The organism is Candidatus Uabimicrobium amorphum (genome assembly GCF_009002475.1).
Lineage (GTDB): Bacteria > Planctomycetota > Uabimicrobiia > Uabimicrobiales > Uabimicrobiaceae > Uabimicrobium > Uabimicrobium amorphum.
The window spans coordinates 8,150,983-8,169,403 of record NZ_AP019860.1 but is presented as its reverse complement, the minus strand read 5'-3'; the positions used below and the strand labels follow the sequence as shown (position 1 = coordinate 8,169,403).

The following is an 18,421-nucleotide window of genomic DNA, read 5'->3' as shown; positions in this document are numbered from 1 at the left end:
ATGGGCCTATCTATAATGTAAGTATTATCCCAATTGAGACCACGGGGTAGTTTTGTCAGATCCATAACAATTTATCCAAACTTATATTCTCATAAAGTAAGTATTAGTACAGTTTATTATTATAGCATAATTTTCTTGAATTTAAACAACATCTTCCACATACTCACTTGTTAACGACAATTTATCGGAGAATTTTTACCAAGGGACATCGAATGTACAATGTGCGAAATACCGTATTGGAAATCTTAAATAAAAACGCGCGTTTTTGGGACCAGCACCTACACTTATCAAATTATTCAACTGTACAGAGCGAAAAAAACTTAATTACAGAAATTGTAAATGGAATCCAACGTCGCAAACTAACGCTACAATATTTAATAAAACACTACTCTCATGGAAAGCCACAGCCCGCAGTATATAATTGTTTGCTTTTAGGGATTTATGAACTTTTGTTTTTAGAAAAAGTACCGGCATACGCTGTGATCCATTCGTGTGTTGAACATAGTAAAAAAATATCGAAAAAATCTGCAAAATATGTCAATGCTGTTTTGCGTAACATTCAACGCAGCGTTCGCAAAGAACAAAAAAAATATAGCAAGAACTATTTGCCCATTTCGCATGAGGACGGTTGGTATTTTTCACAAGCTTTATTTCCGGAAGACAAAATTCGTTATTTGTCTGTCGTGTATTCCTATCCGGAATACTTGGTGGATAAGTGGTGTAGAGATTTTGGCGAAGAACAGTGTATTCATTTATTGCTAATGGGCAATACACGACCAGGTGTGACTGTAAGAGTTCGCAATAGCTTCCGTTGCGATGAATTACAGATGATCGATGGGAAAATGGCAAAAGTGTCGGGAGATGTTTCGCTTATTCCTGGTTATCACGAAGGGGATTGGGTTGTACAAGGTCTTGCTTCCAGTGAGACAATTGAACTAATTGAGATCGCACCGCGCAGTTTGGTTTTAGATCTATGTGCCGCTCCCGGAGGGAAAAGTTTTCATATTGCCGATAACATGCGGGGGGAAGGTGTTGTTGTTAGCGGTGATAAATCAGTGGAACGTTTAAGAAAAATGTGCGAAAACAAGGAGCGCCTTCAGCTACAAAATATACAGCCTATCGCGATGAACTCGAAGAAATTGCCAAAAAACTTTGCACAACATTTTGATTGCGTTGTTGTAGACGCTCCGTGCTCCAATAGTGCTGTCTTTAATAAAAGGGTCGAGGCGCGTTGGCGATTCTCGGTAAAAAATTTACAAAAATTGAACAAAGAGCAATATAAATTATTGCGTAGTGGGGCTACAGCGGTAAAACCAGGAGGAAAGTTGGTTTATTCAACGTGTAGTATCGAAAAAGAAGAAAATGAAAATTTAATCGCCGAATTCCTAAAAGAGCACGACGATTTTTGCTGTTGGAAATACAAAAGAATGTTTCCGCAATTGCCATTTGTCGATGGCGGTAGTGTGCATATACTTTGCCGGAAAGCTTAATTTTTATTTATTTGATCGTTGGGCAAAATTTTGGTGTATGATACCGCTACAGAGTTAATAACGGCGAGTTTATGTAAGTGACTACTTAGTAATCGCTTACATAAAGGAGGAAGTGAAATGAAGACTTCCCCAGGGTGTCATTCCTGCGAAAGCAGGAATCCACGATATAAAGTTGACTTGTAAACGCCTGGATCCCTGGTCAAGCCAGGGATGACACCCTTAGTTAGTTGGTAAGCGTTACCAGTTACCTATCTATTTTTAGCCTAGTTTAAGAAAATAGATACAGGCAAAACTTGTGCACGAAACAATCGTTGCCACGCAAATACCAAGTAGAAGAGGTTTGTAGCCAATCTTTTTCATTGAGGTAAAGCGCGTGTTTAATCCCACGCCAATGAGTGCCATTAAAATGAGAAATTTGGTAATGATTTTCACATTTTCAATGAGCGCTATGGGAGTAACCTCATCCAGCCACTTGAAAAAACCTACAGAATTGATGGCAGCTACCGCCAAAAACAGCACGACAAACAGCGGCAATTTAATTTTGCTCCAAAAAGGTGCTTGTTGGGTATCATTATCTTGATCACTGTAGATGAAAGTCATGGCGACAATGACAAAACCCATTAAAGCATTACGCGTTAACTTTACTGTCGTAGCCCATTTCCCCGCATCTTCACTGTAAGCAAAACCTGTTGCCACAACTTGCGAGGTGTCATTGACAGCAGTGCCTGCCCAAAAACCGAAGAATGTGTCGCTCAAATGTAAATATTCCCCCAGCAATGGATATATAAAAACCGCACATGTTCCGATGAGTGTATTTACAGCAATAGCAAAAGACATTTCCTCATCTTTGGCTTTGATTGCTGGAGCTACAGCGGAAATAGCCGTATTGCCACATACTGCCGTCCCTACTCCTATTAGTGCCGCAAGTTTAGGCGAGACTCCTAGCCACCTCCCCAACCAAAAGGTGGTGATTAAGGCTAAAAAGATAAGGGCCACCACTAACAGTAAGGCTGTCCCTCCAATGGCAGCAATTTGTGCTAGAGAGATACGTACTCCCAGTAAAATAATGGCTAATTTTAGGACGTGTCCAAAACACAAACGAATGCCTTTGTTGTAAGTATCGGCAACACCAACAGTATTACCAATAATAAGTCCCACTAGCATGCCGAGAACGACTTGCCCAATAATTTTTTGATATGTACCAGGTAATGCTTGGTGACCGAAGTGCACAACGATGGCAAGAATGGTAACGAGCGTTAGTCCAGGTAAAAATTCTTTTATTTTCATTGTCAACTCTCTGTTGTCCGACGGAAAGATAATTTACTTTTTTGATAAAACCGCGTAAATCTTGAATATCTTACTTGTGCATAGTGTGGTTGTCAATAGATATATTTTTATATCTTTATATTAGAATATTTGAATTGTGTGTGATTTTGGTGTGATAAACTTTCTATTGGTACAATTTGGTTAATAATGTAGAATATGTCTAATATTATGTGATCGTTATTACCAATATAGAAATGTAAAATGCCAAAAGAATACACAATTCAATGCCCGCAGTGCAATTCATGCGTGCAAATACGAATACAGCCCGTCAACGCACTGATTCATCTATTGTGTTGTAAATGCAATCGTGTGATCTTCAATAGTACGGACAATACGAACAATGCCAACGTTCAACCTTCATTCTCTAATAAAGTCAAATCTCACGGAAATGTTACACTGGCAAATCGTTATCGCGTGATCAAACAAACAGAAGAGGATCGTTATACTCGTATTTATACTGCTGAGGATATGTCAACGGGCAAAAAAGTGTTTATAAGGGTTTTTGCACTTAAAGGTGAGAAGGTGTGTGAACAATTTCGGCCGTCGATGAAATTCAAACATCAAAATTTATATAACTACCACGACCTTGGAGTTCATAATGGTCGCTATTTTGCCGTGTACGATTTTGTGGAGGGGGATACGCTACAATATTGTTTAGAGCAACGGCGTATTATCCCTCGCCACGTAGTTTCCATAATTTTAAGTATCGCAAAAGCGATTCAGTATTTGCACAGCAATGATTATACAGGCGCTGAGATTTTGTCAAAAAATATACTTATCTCCAAAGATTGGAGTATTCGACTTCAAAAATACAACGACCATATTTTTATAAATCTGGATCTGGACCAACATAGGAGTTGTCTTGGCATTTCTGAAGGCGTTGCGGAAATGCCTTTAGAAAGAATACGTAATAGTAAAAAAGGGCGAACAACGGCGAGTGATGTGTACGCTCTTGGAGCTGTTTTATTTGAAGCACTTACGGGTGTGAAGGTATTCAGTGAATATCGGACTTTGGATAAACTTTTCTATGCTAAATTGAAGAATAACTATAAACGCATTGGCGAATATAATCCGTACCTTAGTGAAAAACTTGTGAAAATTGTTGAATGTGCCATGCACCACGACGCAGAACAACGTTTGACATTAGACGATATGATTCACCAGCTACAGCAGGCATTACAACTCGAAAATCAACTGAATAGTGTGCGTGAATTAGATGACAAAGTTGTGCAACATTTTTTCCAAAAAAATGTGGAAGAAACCTTATGTACTTTAGAAACTTCGATGGGGGATATTCTCGAAGAAGATGTGGATAATAAAAAGGTAAATGGACGATACTTGTTAAAGAGACAACTGGGGACAAATAGTTTTTTAGTTTTCGATGAACAACAACATCGACTTGCGGCAATGAAGGTTATAAAAGATGTTCACTCATTCTCTTTGTTGGATAAAATATTGAAAATAGCATCAAAACCTGTTCGTGGCGTAGTCGAGTGGTATCACTGTGAACAAAAAGCTACGGGCTACTTTTTGTTACTCCAAAAGTACATGCGCGGTGAAAATCTCGAAATTGTTTTGCAAAAGAAAGCAATACTGACACCACATAAGGTGGTTGATCTTTGTTTGCAAATAGTGGATGCTCTTCAGTATTTACATGAAAATAAAATTGCTTGTGGGGATTTAACACTTCGCGATATATTTGTTGACATTGATAACGAAAATAAAGTGTGTCTCGTAAATCCATATCTATACCACATAAAAAATAGTTTAATAAAACAGCGGCCCTTTGAGGAACTAGTGGCTCTTGATATTGGATTTGTGGGTTCCCTTTTGCAAAAGTTATTGAATTTTTCTACGCAGGCCTCGAAAATAATTCACCCACCAATATACGAGACGATGAAAAGCATTATTGATGAAATGACAAACCATCATTCTAGCCTGAAGCAAATCAAAGAAAAATTACAGTTGGAGATGGTGTACAACTTGTTTTGCAACGCTTGTGGTTGGTACACTAAGATTCAACAGGATGAAAATTGGACATGTCGCGTGTGCAAGATGCATTTACAAATGGATAAAGAATTTCCCGAAGCAAAGTACCTGTTCAAATCACAAGTGAGTGAAACGGTATTTGATGTTTGGGATTTGAATGAAAATGCGTATGTCGCATATTGTTTTTCGCAAAATATCGATAAAGAAAAATTGAAAACTTTGTGTTTTCATCAGCCATTAGGGATTATGAGGTATATGGATTTTTGGCAAAAAAACAGCAAGACTTATGTCGTTTGCGAACCACTAGAGGGTATTGCTTTGTCAGAAATCATCCATAAGACAGATGTTTCGCGGTTATTAAACATAATTGAAAAGGTCGGTGTGATATTAGAAAGACTACATCGTTTACATTTGGTGCATGGTAACCTAAATGTGCAAAATGTTTTGGTAAACGGAAGAGATGTGTTGCTTGTAGATTTACAATTGTCTGTTGAGAAAAATGTAGACTGTGAGTGTTGCGATCCCTTGAAAAAAGTAAATTCTACTTGCGATATATACTCTTTGGGAATAATCATAGAAAGCATTTTTAGCCGCGCAGAATTTTGTAATTACAAACACTATGTCGCATCGCTAATTGCGAGGTTGATAGCTCCAGAATCTCGATTTGCCTCAATGAAAGAATTTTTGGATGAACTGCGAGAAGTGAAGCAACAATTTTTATTATAAGATTTCACCTCACGCTCAAGAAAACTTTTCGTGTTCTCTTTGAGCGTGAATAAGGCAATTAAACTTCCAAATTTCAAACTACCTACCCAAGATACCCAACGAAAAAACATGCATTTTATTCTTTTTTATCTGAATCATCGTATCGGAAATCGCCGAGGCGATAAAATGAAAATCTTTTACATGATATGGGTGTGCGGTAATAGACTGTCCCTCCGTTACTTCTTTGATTACGTCAAGGGTATAAACATCTTTAATTTGAAATGTCCCCGGATCGCGATAGCGTTTCCCTTTTTTGTATGCAACGTAATAGCTCGAACCATAAATGGGGAATATGTGTGAGCGTTCACGATGAATTTGCGAACTAGGGCTGTTTTTCAAAATAGTCCCTTGCGAACAAAATACGTATTGACCTTCTAGTTCCAAAGGAAGATAGCCCCGGGTATTGTGTTCACGTTTTGTTTCAAGACGCGCGTTGCGTAAATACATCCACTGCACTCCCCAGGGAGAACCGCTGTTTTGGTGACATGTTAAGTTGTATAAGTACGCATCGCTACGCCAATTTAGACGATATCTAGTACTTGCATAATACGAATATTGTGTGTTCAGCGCCAGTGGGGAAATATTAAACGTCGTGGTATCCATGAGTGCATACTTGCGTTCACTACCTCTACGCCCTTTTTCTTCGAGAATCGTGACAAATGCCAAACGATCATTGTCTAACCCCATAACAATGTCGATAATTTTATGTGGAAAGTCTTTGTGTTTGTGAATTTTTTGCGTTAAGTAGTCATAAACGATGATTAAGTTATTGTTTTTTGAGTAGGCGATTAAGTAGCTTCCACCCGTAGCGAAAACAGATGAAACATCAGGCATCGCGATATCGTTGATAAATTTACGTTGAAGTAAACTGTATACTTTTAAACGCCGCGAATCTTGTAAACGCAGTACAACATATGCTCCACCAAAAGCAAGACGCGCATCGACGACTTCTGCGGGTAAATCAACAACTGTGCTTTTTGCCATCGCCAAATTACCCATTTGTTGTACGCGACGATAAACTTTTTTGCGTCTTTCTAAAAAGTGATCTGCGTGTAGTATGTTTACTTTACGCTTCACACTTTTTTTACCTTTGGGAGAGAATACTACCAATTCCACGAGTTGTCTACCAGAGTACGCAAATTTATAACGCACGCGTTTTCCACAACGCACATTGCCATCGGCAAATTTCCAGGTATAAAAAGTGTCGCTGAAATCTTCTGCAACACTAAATTCATAAAAGCCATTTTCTAGCTCTTTCATTTCCCATGTCACATCGACGTTCATCGTTCCTTGAACATTGTAATTACGCAGTACTTTTTCATAATAGTTGATACCATCATCGATATTGAGTTTTACAACGAATGTTCCCGGTTTGTAGTATGTGTGACTGGTATGCCACCCGGCTTTGGTTTCCCCATTGCCAAAATTCCACAATAGTTGGATGTTTTGTTGTAACTGTGGGGAAAAACTCGCTAAGAATGTGAGTTTTTTTCCAAGTTGTGCTTGCGGAGGTAGTGTGACATTAATCTGCGGAGCAGGCATATTTTTTAGTTGCGAACGATAGTGTGCTAAAAATAAATCTTGCTGTTCCTCGCCCATGCGCCAAAAAACACTGCGTAGCACTTGCCAATTTTTTTGGGCAATGGCTTTTTCTAATTGCTGCGCTTTTGAAGCAAACCTTTTGAGCATGTTGGACTTTTTGACCGGATCAAGCGCCTTTACTACCCCAGGGGAATGTTGAAAAGCTTTGAGATAAAAATCGGCCGCCTCTTCCCACTGGCGCTTTTCAATAGACTTTTGCGCCTCTTCAATATACTGCCATGCAAAACATTCCTCCATTTGGCGTTTTACATCTAGTTTGACCAATTTGTATTTGGGGTCTTCGAACATACTGCGTAAAATTACAATAGCTTGTTCCCAATTTCTTTGCTGTTTTTGGCGTAACGCTAGGTTCCATTTTTCATCTGTGGCCAAATGTATTTTTGTGAATTTGTGTTGTCGCTTGGGATCGATTTTATGGCGATTATGACGGTTTTTAGGCGTATTTTTTTTGTGAATATTTTGTGGCCGAGGATTATTTTTAACAACGATAACCTCTTTCTTTTCGTAACTGCTCGCAAGAATAAGCTTGCGATTGGCCTGTTCCTTTAATGATTTGTCTACGTCAAGTTTTTTTGCTTCGTTAAACATCGAGATTGCTTGTTCTATAGAGCCATCTTTTAGCAGCTTTTCTCCTTCGCTCATATAGGTTTCGTATATTGTCTGTTCTTTGATTTTATCTTTGCATTGTGCCAGTTGCTGATTGATAATTTCGCGTAAATGTCCCTCTAACATGTTACGCGTTTTTTCATAGATGAGCAGCGCCTGTTGTTGTTCACCGGCGATTTCTTTCTCATGTGCTGTACGCCACTGTTCGACGATGATTATTTTTTTATCAATGAGTTGGGCGTTGTTTTGGTCGAGTTGCCTTGCTTGTTCTAGAGTCCCTAAAGCTTTTCCCCACTCACGATTTGTAATATATGTATTGATGCGCTGTTCTGTGGATGACCAGTCGTATTCGGTTGGTGATGATAAAGAATTAAAAAGCAAAACGACGATAACCACGAAAATGCTCACATACGCAAATTGTTTTTTTAAACCTTGATTTTTTAGATGCCCCTCACAAATAGTTCGCAGATAGGCCACCTCGCGTTCTTCGGGAAGAACTTCTTGCATTTTATAGCAAAGGTCTATTGCTTCTTGCCAAGAATTACATTTCATTTTTTGATGGATGTCTTCAATCACTTTCTTGCGTAAAGCATCTACTTTTTCTAGGGCGGCTTTTGCAGTAGGTCTTTTCTCAAAAGCTTTTTGATATTCGAATATTGCTTCGCACAACGCGCCTTTTTTCTCTTGTTGTTGTCCATTTTTCATGTGTTGTGCAAAAAAATGATCTTCAAGGAGTACTTCGCGTTGTGTCGAACGATGAACACTGTCGAAACTTTCGTTCAGGTAAGTGCTTATTGCCGAAATGACATTTTGGGTGTCCCATCTTTTGTTGTGGTCACTTGTCAACATACCATTGACGATGGCCACCACATTGCGTGGAATTTCCGGTTTGATTTCTTCAATGGAAACCAATTGATTTTGAATATGTGCAGCTAATAGCTCCATCAAGTCGGAGCTGACAATTGGTAGCTGTCCGCTGAGCAATTGGTATAGAGTAACACCTAGCGAATAGATATCACTTTTGCCATCAACAACACCTCCTTGGATTTGCTCAGGTGACATGTAGGCGGGAGTACCAAGAATCATATTGGGTTGCGTTAATTGCACGTCATTGTTCACCGAAAGCATTTTTGCTAGACCAAAGTCCGTAACCTTTACGGTGTCACCACTGTCGATCATAATGTTACCAGGCTTAATGTCGCGATGGATAATTTGCACTTTATGGGCTTTTTGTAACGCGCGCGCCGCATCGCGAATAATGCGTAAGGCCTGTTCTACCTCAAGCACCTGCTCTTCACGTAAAATGTCGCCCAAAGTTTTTCCATCGATGTATTCCATTACCATGGCAAAATTATTTTCACCCAGTTCGACGATGTCGTAAAGACTAACAATGTTGGGATGATTTAGCTTTGCTGTTGTTTGGGCTTCGATGAGAAAACGATCGTTGTTGCTAATTCCCAATACCAATTTTATTGCCACAACGCGTTGTAGAGTATTGTCAAAAGCTTTAAATACAGCACCCATTCCTCCCATACCAATTTTTAATTGAATTTCGTAGCGTCCGATTTTGTCTCCTGGTTTGATATTTTTCCAGTCGATCGCTTCCGATGCTTTTTGGGCATAATCGCTTTGGCTGTGAATGAACTCCGTCGGATGATCTTGTCGCTCTACTTTACTATTGAGGGTAGCTTCTTCGTGTAGGATCGTTTGGTCATTACCGCTGATCACTGTTTGTGGACTGCTGTGATTTTCGACGATGGTCTGATCACTAACACCGTCCTTTTCGTTAATGGTCACAGGAGCAGAAGAACTATGTGCAGTCTTAGGAATAAACATTGTTGGATCGCTTGTTTGTTGCTGCGAAAACTCCACGGTTTTTTCATGGCTAGGTTCATCATCTTTTTTTCGTTCTTCTGTCATAGTAGACTCCCTTTTATATACAAAAGTAAATATAATGTTTTCTCATATATAAGTGTAAATAAAAGCAAATATAAAATCACCCAAAGTAGCAAAGGCAGTTTTTTCAAATTAGAGAAAGGGGTGACGCTCGCAAGGCATTGTTAAAACAAGTTGCATAGATAGGGCAGGTCGGAAGGTGTAAGTAGAATCAATAAATCTATCTTTTACAAAGTGCGTTGTCGGGACGGACACAAGGTCCGTCCCTTTCTGTTCATGGAGATGGATATTCGTTTACACAGTTATAAATCAAATGGATGATACACAGTGCATGACACGATTAATCCAAAGCCGTTTGTTGTTCAATAACACGCGAGTTGTTGAGAATGTCCTTCGGTACTTGTAGGCCAAGTTGCTTGGCACGCGTAGTATTGATCATTTGTTGTCCTTTACGAATTGTCTTAATCGCAAAGTCTCCGGCGTTTTTACTATTATCGACTATTTCTAAAGCTCTTTTGGCCGCTTGATAACCATGTTGGTAGCCAGAAACCGTAATGGCACAAAACGCTCCTTGGTTTATCGAAAAAGCCCAAAAGCTTCCTTCGGGGACTTTACTGTTTTTTAATGTCCACTCCATTACTTTTGGTGCAGGAATTGTTTCTCCTTCACTATCTTTAATCGTGTGGTAATGACCAATAATTAAACAATCACTTTGCGTTTGATATTTCTGCACCGCCTGCTGCCAAGTGGAGAAATTACTAATTCTCTCCACCGCGACAATTTCCATGGGTATGTGATCTTTTTGTTCAAGTACTCGTTGCTCTAAACCTTCTGTGGAAGGGCTCTTGTCAGCAATAAATGCAACTTTTTCAATGCGCGGATCATTTTCTTTTAATAAATTTGCTGTTTGAATAAAGTCTTCGTGTTCCAAAAAGCCCGTGACGTTTTTTGCGGGAAAACCATATTCGTGAGGTTCGCTATTTACTCCTAGAAAAACGAACTGGTATTTGCTGTTGCGCATTTGCCCGGCAATATAGTTTGTGGCGTTGTCGTCGGAGGTGATAATGATGTCGGGGTTGTTATCTTTGATTAATTCTCGCGCTTTTTGCGAAATTTCCGTTTTCCATTTATCGGTGGTTTTGCGCTTGGTGTCCATGTAAAAGTATTGCGTTTCGATGTCTGTTCCAATACGCTTACGCAGTGCTGTAGATATACCGTTGTTGATCTCTTGCACCCATTCCATTTCCTGATGATAGCTGTGAATAATGAGAATCTTTTTGGTAGCGGCATTTGAGGAGAATAGTTTTGGTTGTACGGTTTTTACAATGGTTTTTGTCTGCGCGGTGTCTTGTTTTTGTGGCGGTTCGGTGATTTCAACGCCTGCACAACCCATAAATAGTAAAGAAAATAGAAAAAAAGTTATGGCTCTCATATCTTGACTCACTTTTTTTTGTAGGACAACAATTGTAAACTATGTGGAGCGAGTTCCATAACTAGGCGAAATCCCGTCCACGGATTTTTTTTGTGGTATAGAGATTTGGAACGGTAACTACTGCGCATACCACCTTGATGATAGTTCCAACCACCACCGCGAATGGCCATGTATTTGCCTTTTTGGCGTTTGGTTTCTGTTCCATTGTATACAAAAGAATACATACTGGCGGTCCACTCCCAGACATTGCCGTGCATGTCGTGAATTCCCCATGAATTCGGAGGGTAACTGCCCACGGCCACGGTTCCATGGTCGCGCCAATTTGATACCCAGTCTTGCTCCCAGGTATAGTTTGCTAAATTTTTTGCGGCGTTCTCGCCCCACGAATAGGTGGTGTTTTGTCCCGCTTTGCACGCATACTCCCATTCTGCCTCTGAGGGAAGGCGCATGGTCATTTTGAGCTGCTTGCTTAGCCACGTACAATAATCGTGTGCGTCGTCCCAAGAAACGTTTGTGACCGGATGTTGTTTATCGGCAGTGTGTTTTTTGTAAACATTGTATTGTGCCGTGGTGACTTCATATTTGCCAATGTAAAACGCGTGGTGGATTACTACCTTGTGTGGGGTTTCTTCTTGGCGAAAATGTGGGCTTTCTTTTGCTGTTCCCATCACAAAACTTCCGCTGGGGACAAAGACAAACTCAATAATGTTGTTACCAATGGCGATTTTTTTCTTGGTAGGTAATATCTTGCTGTATAGTTCTTCGTACAACGAATTAAGTTTAGCACTAGGAAACTGTGATCTAAGTTTACCAAAACTTGTGATGGCTTGAGAATACTTCTTTTGCGCAAGGAGTTTTTTGGTTACCGCAATGCCGTTTTGCAGTTGATTTTGAATATTTTTCTGTTGTTGCAATTGACGTTCGAGCTGTTTTTTCGCTTTGCGTGCTGTAGCAGCAATAGTAGTTTGTGGGTAGCGCGAGATTAATTTTTGTAGTTGTTGTAAGGCATCTTTATAGTTCTTATTACTCATTTCGCGTTGTGCACGTGCCCAAATATTTTTTGCCGATTCGTTGTCGAGAATGTATTCGCGTATCACACGTTGCTTTTTTTGCGCTTTTTCAAGGTATAGCGGGTCGGGATATTCTTCAATGAGCTTTTTGAGAAATTTTTGGGCCTGTTGGTATTCTCGCTGATTAAATGCTTTGCTTGCACGTGCCCACAAATCTTTTGCCCATTCTCTACGCGAAAGTGTGGCGCTTATCGACTTGTAAAATCTTTGTGCTTCCTGGTTGTAGGATGACGTAGGATATTTGGTGGTAATTTCTAAAAATAAACGTTGCGCATCTTTATAGTTATTGTTTTTGTATAGTTCATTTGCCTTGTCCCATATTTGGGCAATTTTGCGTTTTTGTTGTTCTTCTTTCTTACGCCGCGCAATGATTTCCAAAACAACTTCGTTTTTTTCACATGCCTGCTGCTGGTAAGGCGAGTCAGGATAATTTTCGATGAGTTCTTGCAACTTTTGGTGCGCAAGGTCGTATTTTTGTTGTTGAACTAGAGTATTACTCTGTTCCCATAGCGCTTTAGATTTATCTTGTTTTGCGACAACATTGTTTGTGGATGGATTGTTTTTCGTTTGCTGTATGTTGTTCTTTGAATTTTTGCTGCTCTGTGGTAAAAAATGTACCACCCCCCAAACGACAATTCCCAGAGCGAAAAGTAAAATAATGGGTGAGAGGCGCTTCGTACGTCGTGGAACAAGCCACTGACTCGATCTCTTCATGGGAAAAGTATTGTCATCGATGACGTTTTCTATTTCTTCAATACGTGCAATTAACGCGTCCATATTGGCAATGCGTTTTCGCGGATCTTTTTCGCTAAGATCTTTTATCAGATTTTCCACAATTTCGGGAACGTGTTGCGCGGCATCTTGTAAAGGTGGCAAGGGTTCTGTGACGTGTTTGTAGGCAATTTGCATCGGTGTCTTACCGCGAAAGGGAATCTTACCCGACAACATTTCGTAAAATGAAATGCCAAGGGAGTAGATATCTGCACGAGTATCTATCGTTTCTTCTCCTGTAACAATCTCCGGTGCGATGTAGTAGGGTGTGCCCAAAAACTCTCCGGTTTTTGAAAGGTTGAAATCCTGATCCATGAACTTGGCCAATCCAAAATCAGTAATTTTTACCTCACCATGGTTTGTCAGCATGATATTTGCCGGCTTGATATCGCGGTGTAAAATATTCGCGTCATGTGCAAATTGCAAGCCAAATGCCACCTGTTTGAGGATGAAAAGTGCTTTGGGAACAGAAATGAACTTATCTTTTTGGATACGCTGTTTTAGGGTTTGCCCGTGAATGTACTCCATCTCCATGTAATGGTGACCATCCTGTTCTCCCACATTGCTAATAGAAACAATATTGGGATGATTTAAAACCGCTGCCGCTTTTGCTTCTTGAAAAAAGCGTTGAATGAGGTTCTTTTGATTACACAGGTCGCGATGTAGTATTTTCATCGCTACTTTTTTGTTCAAGGAGAGTTTTACGGCTTCAAATACAGTTCCCATTCCACCTTGGCCCAAAACTCTAACTAGTTTGCAACCACCTATCTCTTGACCAATTTTGATTGCATTACCCATATTTGTCACCTATAGAAGATTGTGTGAGAAGGATTGTCGAAGTTTATTATTACATACAAATTGCGTTTGTCAATATTTGTTTCACCTACAACAATTTATGACAGATTTTCGTTGTGAGAGTTAAAATATTCACACAAGGACATCGATACTAGTAGAGGAAAAACACTTTGTGGGAGGAATCCTTTTTCTAGAAATTTGTAACGAAGATAACTATCCCCATGATAAATACAAAAACAGAAAAGGCTTTTTTCAAGTGTTGTGAGGAGATAAATTTGACTAAATAAGTACTGGCGAAAATACCTATGGTGGCAAATAGTGTAAAAAGTAATGTGGCGTTCCATGAAATAGTTACTTTATCGATGTAGCCCAATACACCTGATGTGGAATTCATGCTCATGATGGCTAGAGATGTTCCTACAGCGGATTTGATAGGTAGTTTGGCAAAGAGAACTAACGTGGGCACTATCAAAAAACCTCCACCAACACCTACGAGTCCTGAGAGAGTACCTACAAATAGACCACTTACCAATAAAATGAATAGAGAACTCTTATGTTCGTCATCTGCTGGTGTTTTTCCTGTAGACATGAAGTATGAAGCGCAGAGAATGGTGATGGCGAACAGGGTAAGTTGTACGGTGTCACTCAGTAGTGCTGCCATCTTCGCCCCAGTATAAGCAGCGAGCATTGCCATCGTACCGAAAGTAAAGACGATGTGGAAGCGAATGAGGTCTAATCTCCAATAACGAATAGCACCTATGAAGCTGGTGATACCGACCACTACAAGGCTCATACATACAGCTGGTTTTACTTCAAAACCCATAATATATATAAAAACGGGAACAGCCATGATGGAGCCACCACCACCCATTAACCCAGGTAGAAACCCGATGAGAAAACCGAAGATGATACTGGAAATAACCATTGTTTGCTCCCACATTACTGCAAATAAAAAACGCAACCGTGTATGTGCATTATGGTAGAGAGAGAATGTCATCCTACAATGACGTGAGGATGACATTCTTGTGAAAATTTTACTCTCCATCAATGGCAGCGATACATCACAGTTGCGTTTAAAAATTTCCCACTTGTGGACGTGAATTAAATCGCGTCGATAATCGCATTTAGCGTTGCGCTTGGACGCATAGCGCTGCCTGCTTTTTGTGCATTTGGTAAGTAATAACCACCTAGGTCTACTGGTTGCCCTTGTGCAGCTAAAAGTTCAGAGTTGATTTGCTCTTCTTTTTCCTTTAGTTGCTTGGCAACGTCCACAAAGCGTGCTTGTATTTCCGCATCTTTGCTTTGCTCCGCGAGTGCTTCTGCCCAGTACATTGCTAGATAGAACGAACTACCACGGTTATCAATTTCATTTACCTTACGTGAAGGTGATTTACCGTTTTCTAGATACTTGCTAATCGCTTGGTCTAGAGTTTCGGCGAGAACACCTGCTTTAGCATTGCCGTCTTTTTCCGCAATGAGTTCCAATGAAGGAACTAGTGCGCAGTATTCACCCAATGAATCCCAACGTAAGTGACCTTCTTTTTCCAACTGTTCGACGTGCTTTGGAGCAGAACCACCCGCACCAGTTTCGAATAGGCCACCACCGTTCATCAGCGGTACAATAGATAGCATTCTTGCACTTGTTCCTAGTTCAAGTATGGGGAACAAGTCTGTTAGGTAATCGCGAAGAACGTTTCCTGTTACGGAAATAGTACTTTCGCCTTTGCGAATTCTCGCCAACGAAAATTCCATCGCTTTTTGAGGTTTCATGATTTGCAGATCAAGTCCTGTTGTATCGTGATCAGGAAGATACGCATTTACTTTTTTGATGATCTCGGCGTCATGAGCACGGTTTTCGTCTAACCAGAAAATCGCAGGATTTTGCGATGCTTTTGCTCTGCTTACGGCTAAACGCACCCAGTCGCGTATTGGTGCATCTTTGGTTTGACACATGCGATAAATGTCACCGGTTTCGACATTGTGCTCCAAGACAACTTCACCTTTGTCGTTGACTACGCAAATTTTACCATTCGCTGGTGCTTCAAATGTCTTGTCATGTGAACCATATTCTTCGGCTTTTTGTGCCATCAAACCAACGTTAGAAACACTTCCCATGGTCGATGGATCGAATTGGCCATGTTTTTTGCAGTCTTCAATAATTTCGCGATACATAGTTCCATAACTACGGTCAGGAACAATTGCTAAGGTGTCTTGTAGTTGGTCGTCTTTGTTCCACATTTTACCACCGTCGCGAACGACGTTTGGCATCGAGGCGTCGATAATGACATTGTTCGGAACGTGTAGATTTGTGATACCTTTGCGAGAATCTACCATTGCTAGCCCAGGGCGGCTTTCGTAAACTGCAGCGAGGTCCGCTTCAATTTCTGCTTTTTTTTCTGCAGGTAGACGGTCGAGTTTGGCATATACATCTGCGATACCATTGTTGAGGTTTGCACCAATTTCTTTTAGAGAATCAGCATGTTTTTCTAGCGCATCTTTGTAGTATACAGAGACACAGTGTCCAAACATGATTGGGTCAGAAACTTTCATCATCGTGGCTTTGAGGTGTAGAGATAGCAGAACTCCATCTTCTTTTGCCTTCTCGATTTGTTGTGCATAAAACTCACGTAGAGCTTTGACATTCATTGCCGCTGCGTCGATAACTTCGTCTTTTTGCAGAGCAACAGATTCTTTTAAAGTTGTCTTTGTGCCATCTTCAGCGACAAATTCTATTTTTACATTACATGCCTCGGGCATGGTTGCTGATTTTTCGCTGGAGAAAAAGTCTTTATCAGACATATGAGCTACAGATGCTTTTGACCCTTCACTTGGCCAATCTTTCATCATGCGGTGCGGATTTTTTTGTGCAAATTTTTTCACCGAACTCGCCGCACGTCTGTCAGAGTTTCCTTCGCGAAGTACGGGGTTTACGGCAGATCCTAGAACCTTCGCAAATCTTTGTTGTAGTTGTTTCTCTTCGTCGTTTTTTGGTTCTTCTGGATAATCAGGAATGTCGTAGCCGTGCTCTTGTAGTTCTTTTATGGCACTTTGCAACTGTGGAATGGAAGCACTAATATTTGGTAATTTGACAATGTTTGCTTCAGGAGTTTTTGCTAATTCGCCTAGTTGTGTTAAAAAATCGTCGATTTTTTGTTCATCAGTAAGGCGGTCTGGAAAATTGGCGATGATTCTACCAGCAAGGGAAATATCTTTTGTTTCTACATTTATATTACAACCTTTGGTGTATGCTTGCACAACAGGAAGGAGTGCGTAGGTTGCAAGAGCTGGTGCTTCATCAATTTTCGTCCAGATAATTTTTGATGTTGTCATGTTCTGTCCTTTTTTGAAAAGATTTATCTGAAGATGTGAAATCTTACTAGAAGTGATGGTAAAAAGCAACAAAAACGTTAGCGATATCGCAAATTACCACGAACCTTTGCTCGGCATACTTTTCCACGGTTCTTCAATAGGTAGTGCTTCGCCTTTTTGTAAAAGTTCTACCGAAACATTGTCGGGAGATTTTACAAAAGCCATACGACCATCTCGGGGAGGACGTAAGATGTCAACACCATTATCCATGAGTTTTTGACAGGTTTCGTAGATGTTGTCTACCGAATAGGCAAGATGCCCAAAGTTGCGCCCATAGCTATATTCTTCTTCCTGATCCCAGTTGTAGGTGAGTTCTAGTTCTGGTTCCCCAGGTGCAGTTGCTAAAAAGATAAGTGTAAAACGTCCGGCTTCTACCTCTTTGCGTCTTACCTCTACAAGCCCTAATTTATTGACAAAGAAGTCTAGTGCGCGGTCAATGTCTTTGACACGAACCATTGTATGTAAAAATTTCATTTTTTCCTCACGATACGAGAATTTGTTATACTGTCAGTAGTATACTGATACGTTTTGAATTTTTTTACGAGTGGTACTATGACAAAATTATTATATCAAACAGATAGCTATTTGAAAGAGTTTACCGCTACAATTACCGAAGTCACAGATGAAGGTGTTGTGTTATCGGAGTCGGGGTTTTATCCTGGTGGTGGAGGGCAACCTTGCGATTACGGTAGCATTGAAAACTCTCAAGGACAAGTTTATGCGGTAACGGGAATAAAAAAATACGATGGAAAAATGATACATGTTATCGAAGGTGATAAGCCAGGTATTGGTGAGGTAAAGAGTGCGATTGACTGGGAAAGACGTTACAAATTAATGCGTACTCATACAGCGATGCACATTCTTTGTGCTGTTATTTGGCGCGACTATGGTGCTGCGGTAACCGGAGGAAACATGGAGCCGCTACGCGGACGCATGGATTTTGAACTCGAAGGTATGCAGCGCGAAATGGTAAATGAAATAGAAAAGAAAATCAACGAAGAAGTTCAAATGGCGCGCTCTATAGTGATTAAGATACATCCACGTGAAGAGGCGTTGAAAATACCTGATTTGGTACGTACAAAAACGAATTTAATCCCTGAGGGAATTACGGAAATTCGCACCGTGGAAATTGAGGGACTGGATTTGCAAGCCGATGGTGGTACTCATGTGGCAAATACGAAAGAAGTGGGTAGCCTGAAGTTAATCAAATACAAAAGTAAGGGACGTATCAATAAAAGGTTGACGATGGCTGTGGAGGATTGATGGCCGCGAACGGTATTGATCTTAAATGTTAGATGCCCTCGATTTCG

General features: G+C 40.3%; 10 protein-coding genes. 3 read left to right on the top strand and 7 right to left on the bottom strand.

The genetic code is table 11. The annotated features are described in order from the left end of the window. Nucleotides 1-212 precede the first annotated feature (212 nt). Nucleotides 213-1,490 carry a transcription antitermination factor NusB gene (locus UABAM_RS28650; protein WP_151971418.1) on the top strand — a complete coding sequence of 426 codons (1,278 nt, stop codon included), beginning with the start codon at nt 213-215 and terminating at the stop codon, nt 1,488-1,490. 258 nt (nt 1,491-1,748) lie between these two features. On the opposite strand, the gene UABAM_RS28645 is transcribed toward UABAM_RS28650, so the two are convergent. Further along, a complete protein-coding gene (locus UABAM_RS28645) occupies nt 1,749-2,777 on the bottom strand; it encodes a YeiH family protein (RefSeq protein WP_151971417.1) in 1,029 nt (342 codons plus the stop codon). A gap of 240 nt (nt 2,778-3,017) precedes the next feature. On the opposite strand from UABAM_RS28645, the gene UABAM_RS28640 reads away from it, so the two are divergent. Further along, nucleotides 3,018-5,531 (top strand): protein kinase, encoded by a 2,514-nt coding sequence (locus UABAM_RS28640; RefSeq protein WP_151971416.1) that lies wholly within the window; start codon nt 3,018-3,020, stop codon nt 5,529-5,531. Between the two features lie 78 nt (nt 5,532-5,609). Here the strand turns inward: UABAM_RS28640 and UABAM_RS28635 are convergent, their stop codons facing one another. From UABAM_RS28635 to UABAM_RS28610, 6 genes are all read right to left on the bottom strand, one after another. Further along, a complete protein-coding gene (locus UABAM_RS28635; RefSeq protein WP_151971415.1) occupies nt 5,610-9,698 on the bottom strand; it encodes a serine/threonine protein kinase in 4,089 nt (1,362 codons plus the stop codon). A gap of 316 nt (nt 9,699-10,014) precedes the next feature. Beyond that, complete coding sequence (locus UABAM_RS28630; protein ID WP_151971414.1) at nt 10,015-11,106, bottom strand: ABC transporter substrate-binding protein; 1,092 nt, start codon at nt 11,104-11,106, stop codon at nt 10,015-10,017. An 8-nt stretch (nt 11,107-11,114) separates the two neighbouring features. Further along, a complete protein-coding gene (locus UABAM_RS28625; RefSeq protein WP_151971413.1) occupies nt 11,115-13,745 on the bottom strand; it encodes a protein kinase domain-containing protein in 2,631 nt (876 codons plus the stop codon). Nucleotides 13,746-13,932: 187 nt separating this feature from the next. After that, entirely contained in the window at nt 13,933-14,667 is a 735-nt protein-coding gene (locus tag UABAM_RS28620; RefSeq protein WP_173013633.1) for a sulfite exporter TauE/SafE family protein, read from the bottom strand. A 176-nt stretch (nt 14,668-14,843) separates the two neighbouring features. Beyond that, nucleotides 14,844-17,072 (bottom strand): NADP-dependent isocitrate dehydrogenase, encoded by a 2,229-nt coding sequence (locus UABAM_RS28615; protein WP_151971411.1) that lies wholly within the window; start codon nt 17,070-17,072, stop codon nt 14,844-14,846. Nucleotides 17,073-17,165: 93 nt separating this feature from the next. Continuing rightward, nucleotides 17,166-17,585, bottom strand: coding sequence for a VOC family protein (locus UABAM_RS28610; RefSeq protein ID WP_151971410.1), 420 nt, complete (start codon nt 17,583-17,585; stop codon nt 17,166-17,168). A gap of 78 nt (nt 17,586-17,663) precedes the next feature. On the opposite strand from UABAM_RS28610, the gene UABAM_RS28605 reads away from it, so the two are divergent. Further along, nucleotides 17,664-18,374, top strand: coding sequence for an alanyl-tRNA editing protein (locus UABAM_RS28605; RefSeq protein WP_151971409.1), 711 nt, complete (start codon nt 17,664-17,666; stop codon nt 18,372-18,374). The last annotated feature ends 47 nt before the right edge of the window (nt 18,375-18,421 follow it).

Coding starts and splice junctions, on each gene's coding strand:
- UABAM_RS28635 (WP_151971415.1), bottom strand. CDS start 9,698: ATGACAGAAGAACGAAAAAAAGATGATGAACCTAGCCATGAAAAAACC.
- UABAM_RS28640 (WP_151971416.1), top strand. CDS start 3,018: ATGCCAAAAGAATACACAATTCAATGCCCGCAGTGCAATTCATGCGTG.
- UABAM_RS28650 (WP_151971418.1), top strand. CDS start 213: ATGTACAATGTGCGAAATACCGTATTGGAAATCTTAAATAAAAACGCG.
- UABAM_RS28615 (WP_151971411.1), bottom strand. CDS start 17,072: ATGACAACATCAAAAATTATCTGGACGAAAATTGATGAAGCACCAGCT.
- UABAM_RS28625 (WP_151971413.1), bottom strand. CDS start 13,745: ATGGGTAATGCAATCAAAATTGGTCAAGAGATAGGTGGTTGCAAACTA.
- UABAM_RS28620 (WP_173013633.1), bottom strand. CDS start 14,667: ATGGTTATTTCCAGTATCATCTTCGGTTTTCTCATCGGGTTTCTACCT.
- UABAM_RS28605 (WP_151971409.1), top strand. CDS start 17,664: ATGACAAAATTATTATATCAAACAGATAGCTATTTGAAAGAGTTTACC.
- UABAM_RS28645 (WP_151971417.1), bottom strand. CDS start 2,777: ATGAAAATAAAAGAATTTTTACCTGGACTAACGCTCGTTACCATTCTT.
- UABAM_RS28630 (WP_151971414.1), bottom strand. CDS start 11,106: ATGAGAGCCATAACTTTTTTTCTATTTTCTTTACTATTTATGGGTTGT.
- UABAM_RS28610 (WP_151971410.1), bottom strand. CDS start 17,585: ATGAAATTTTTACATACAATGGTTCGTGTCAAAGACATTGACCGCGCA.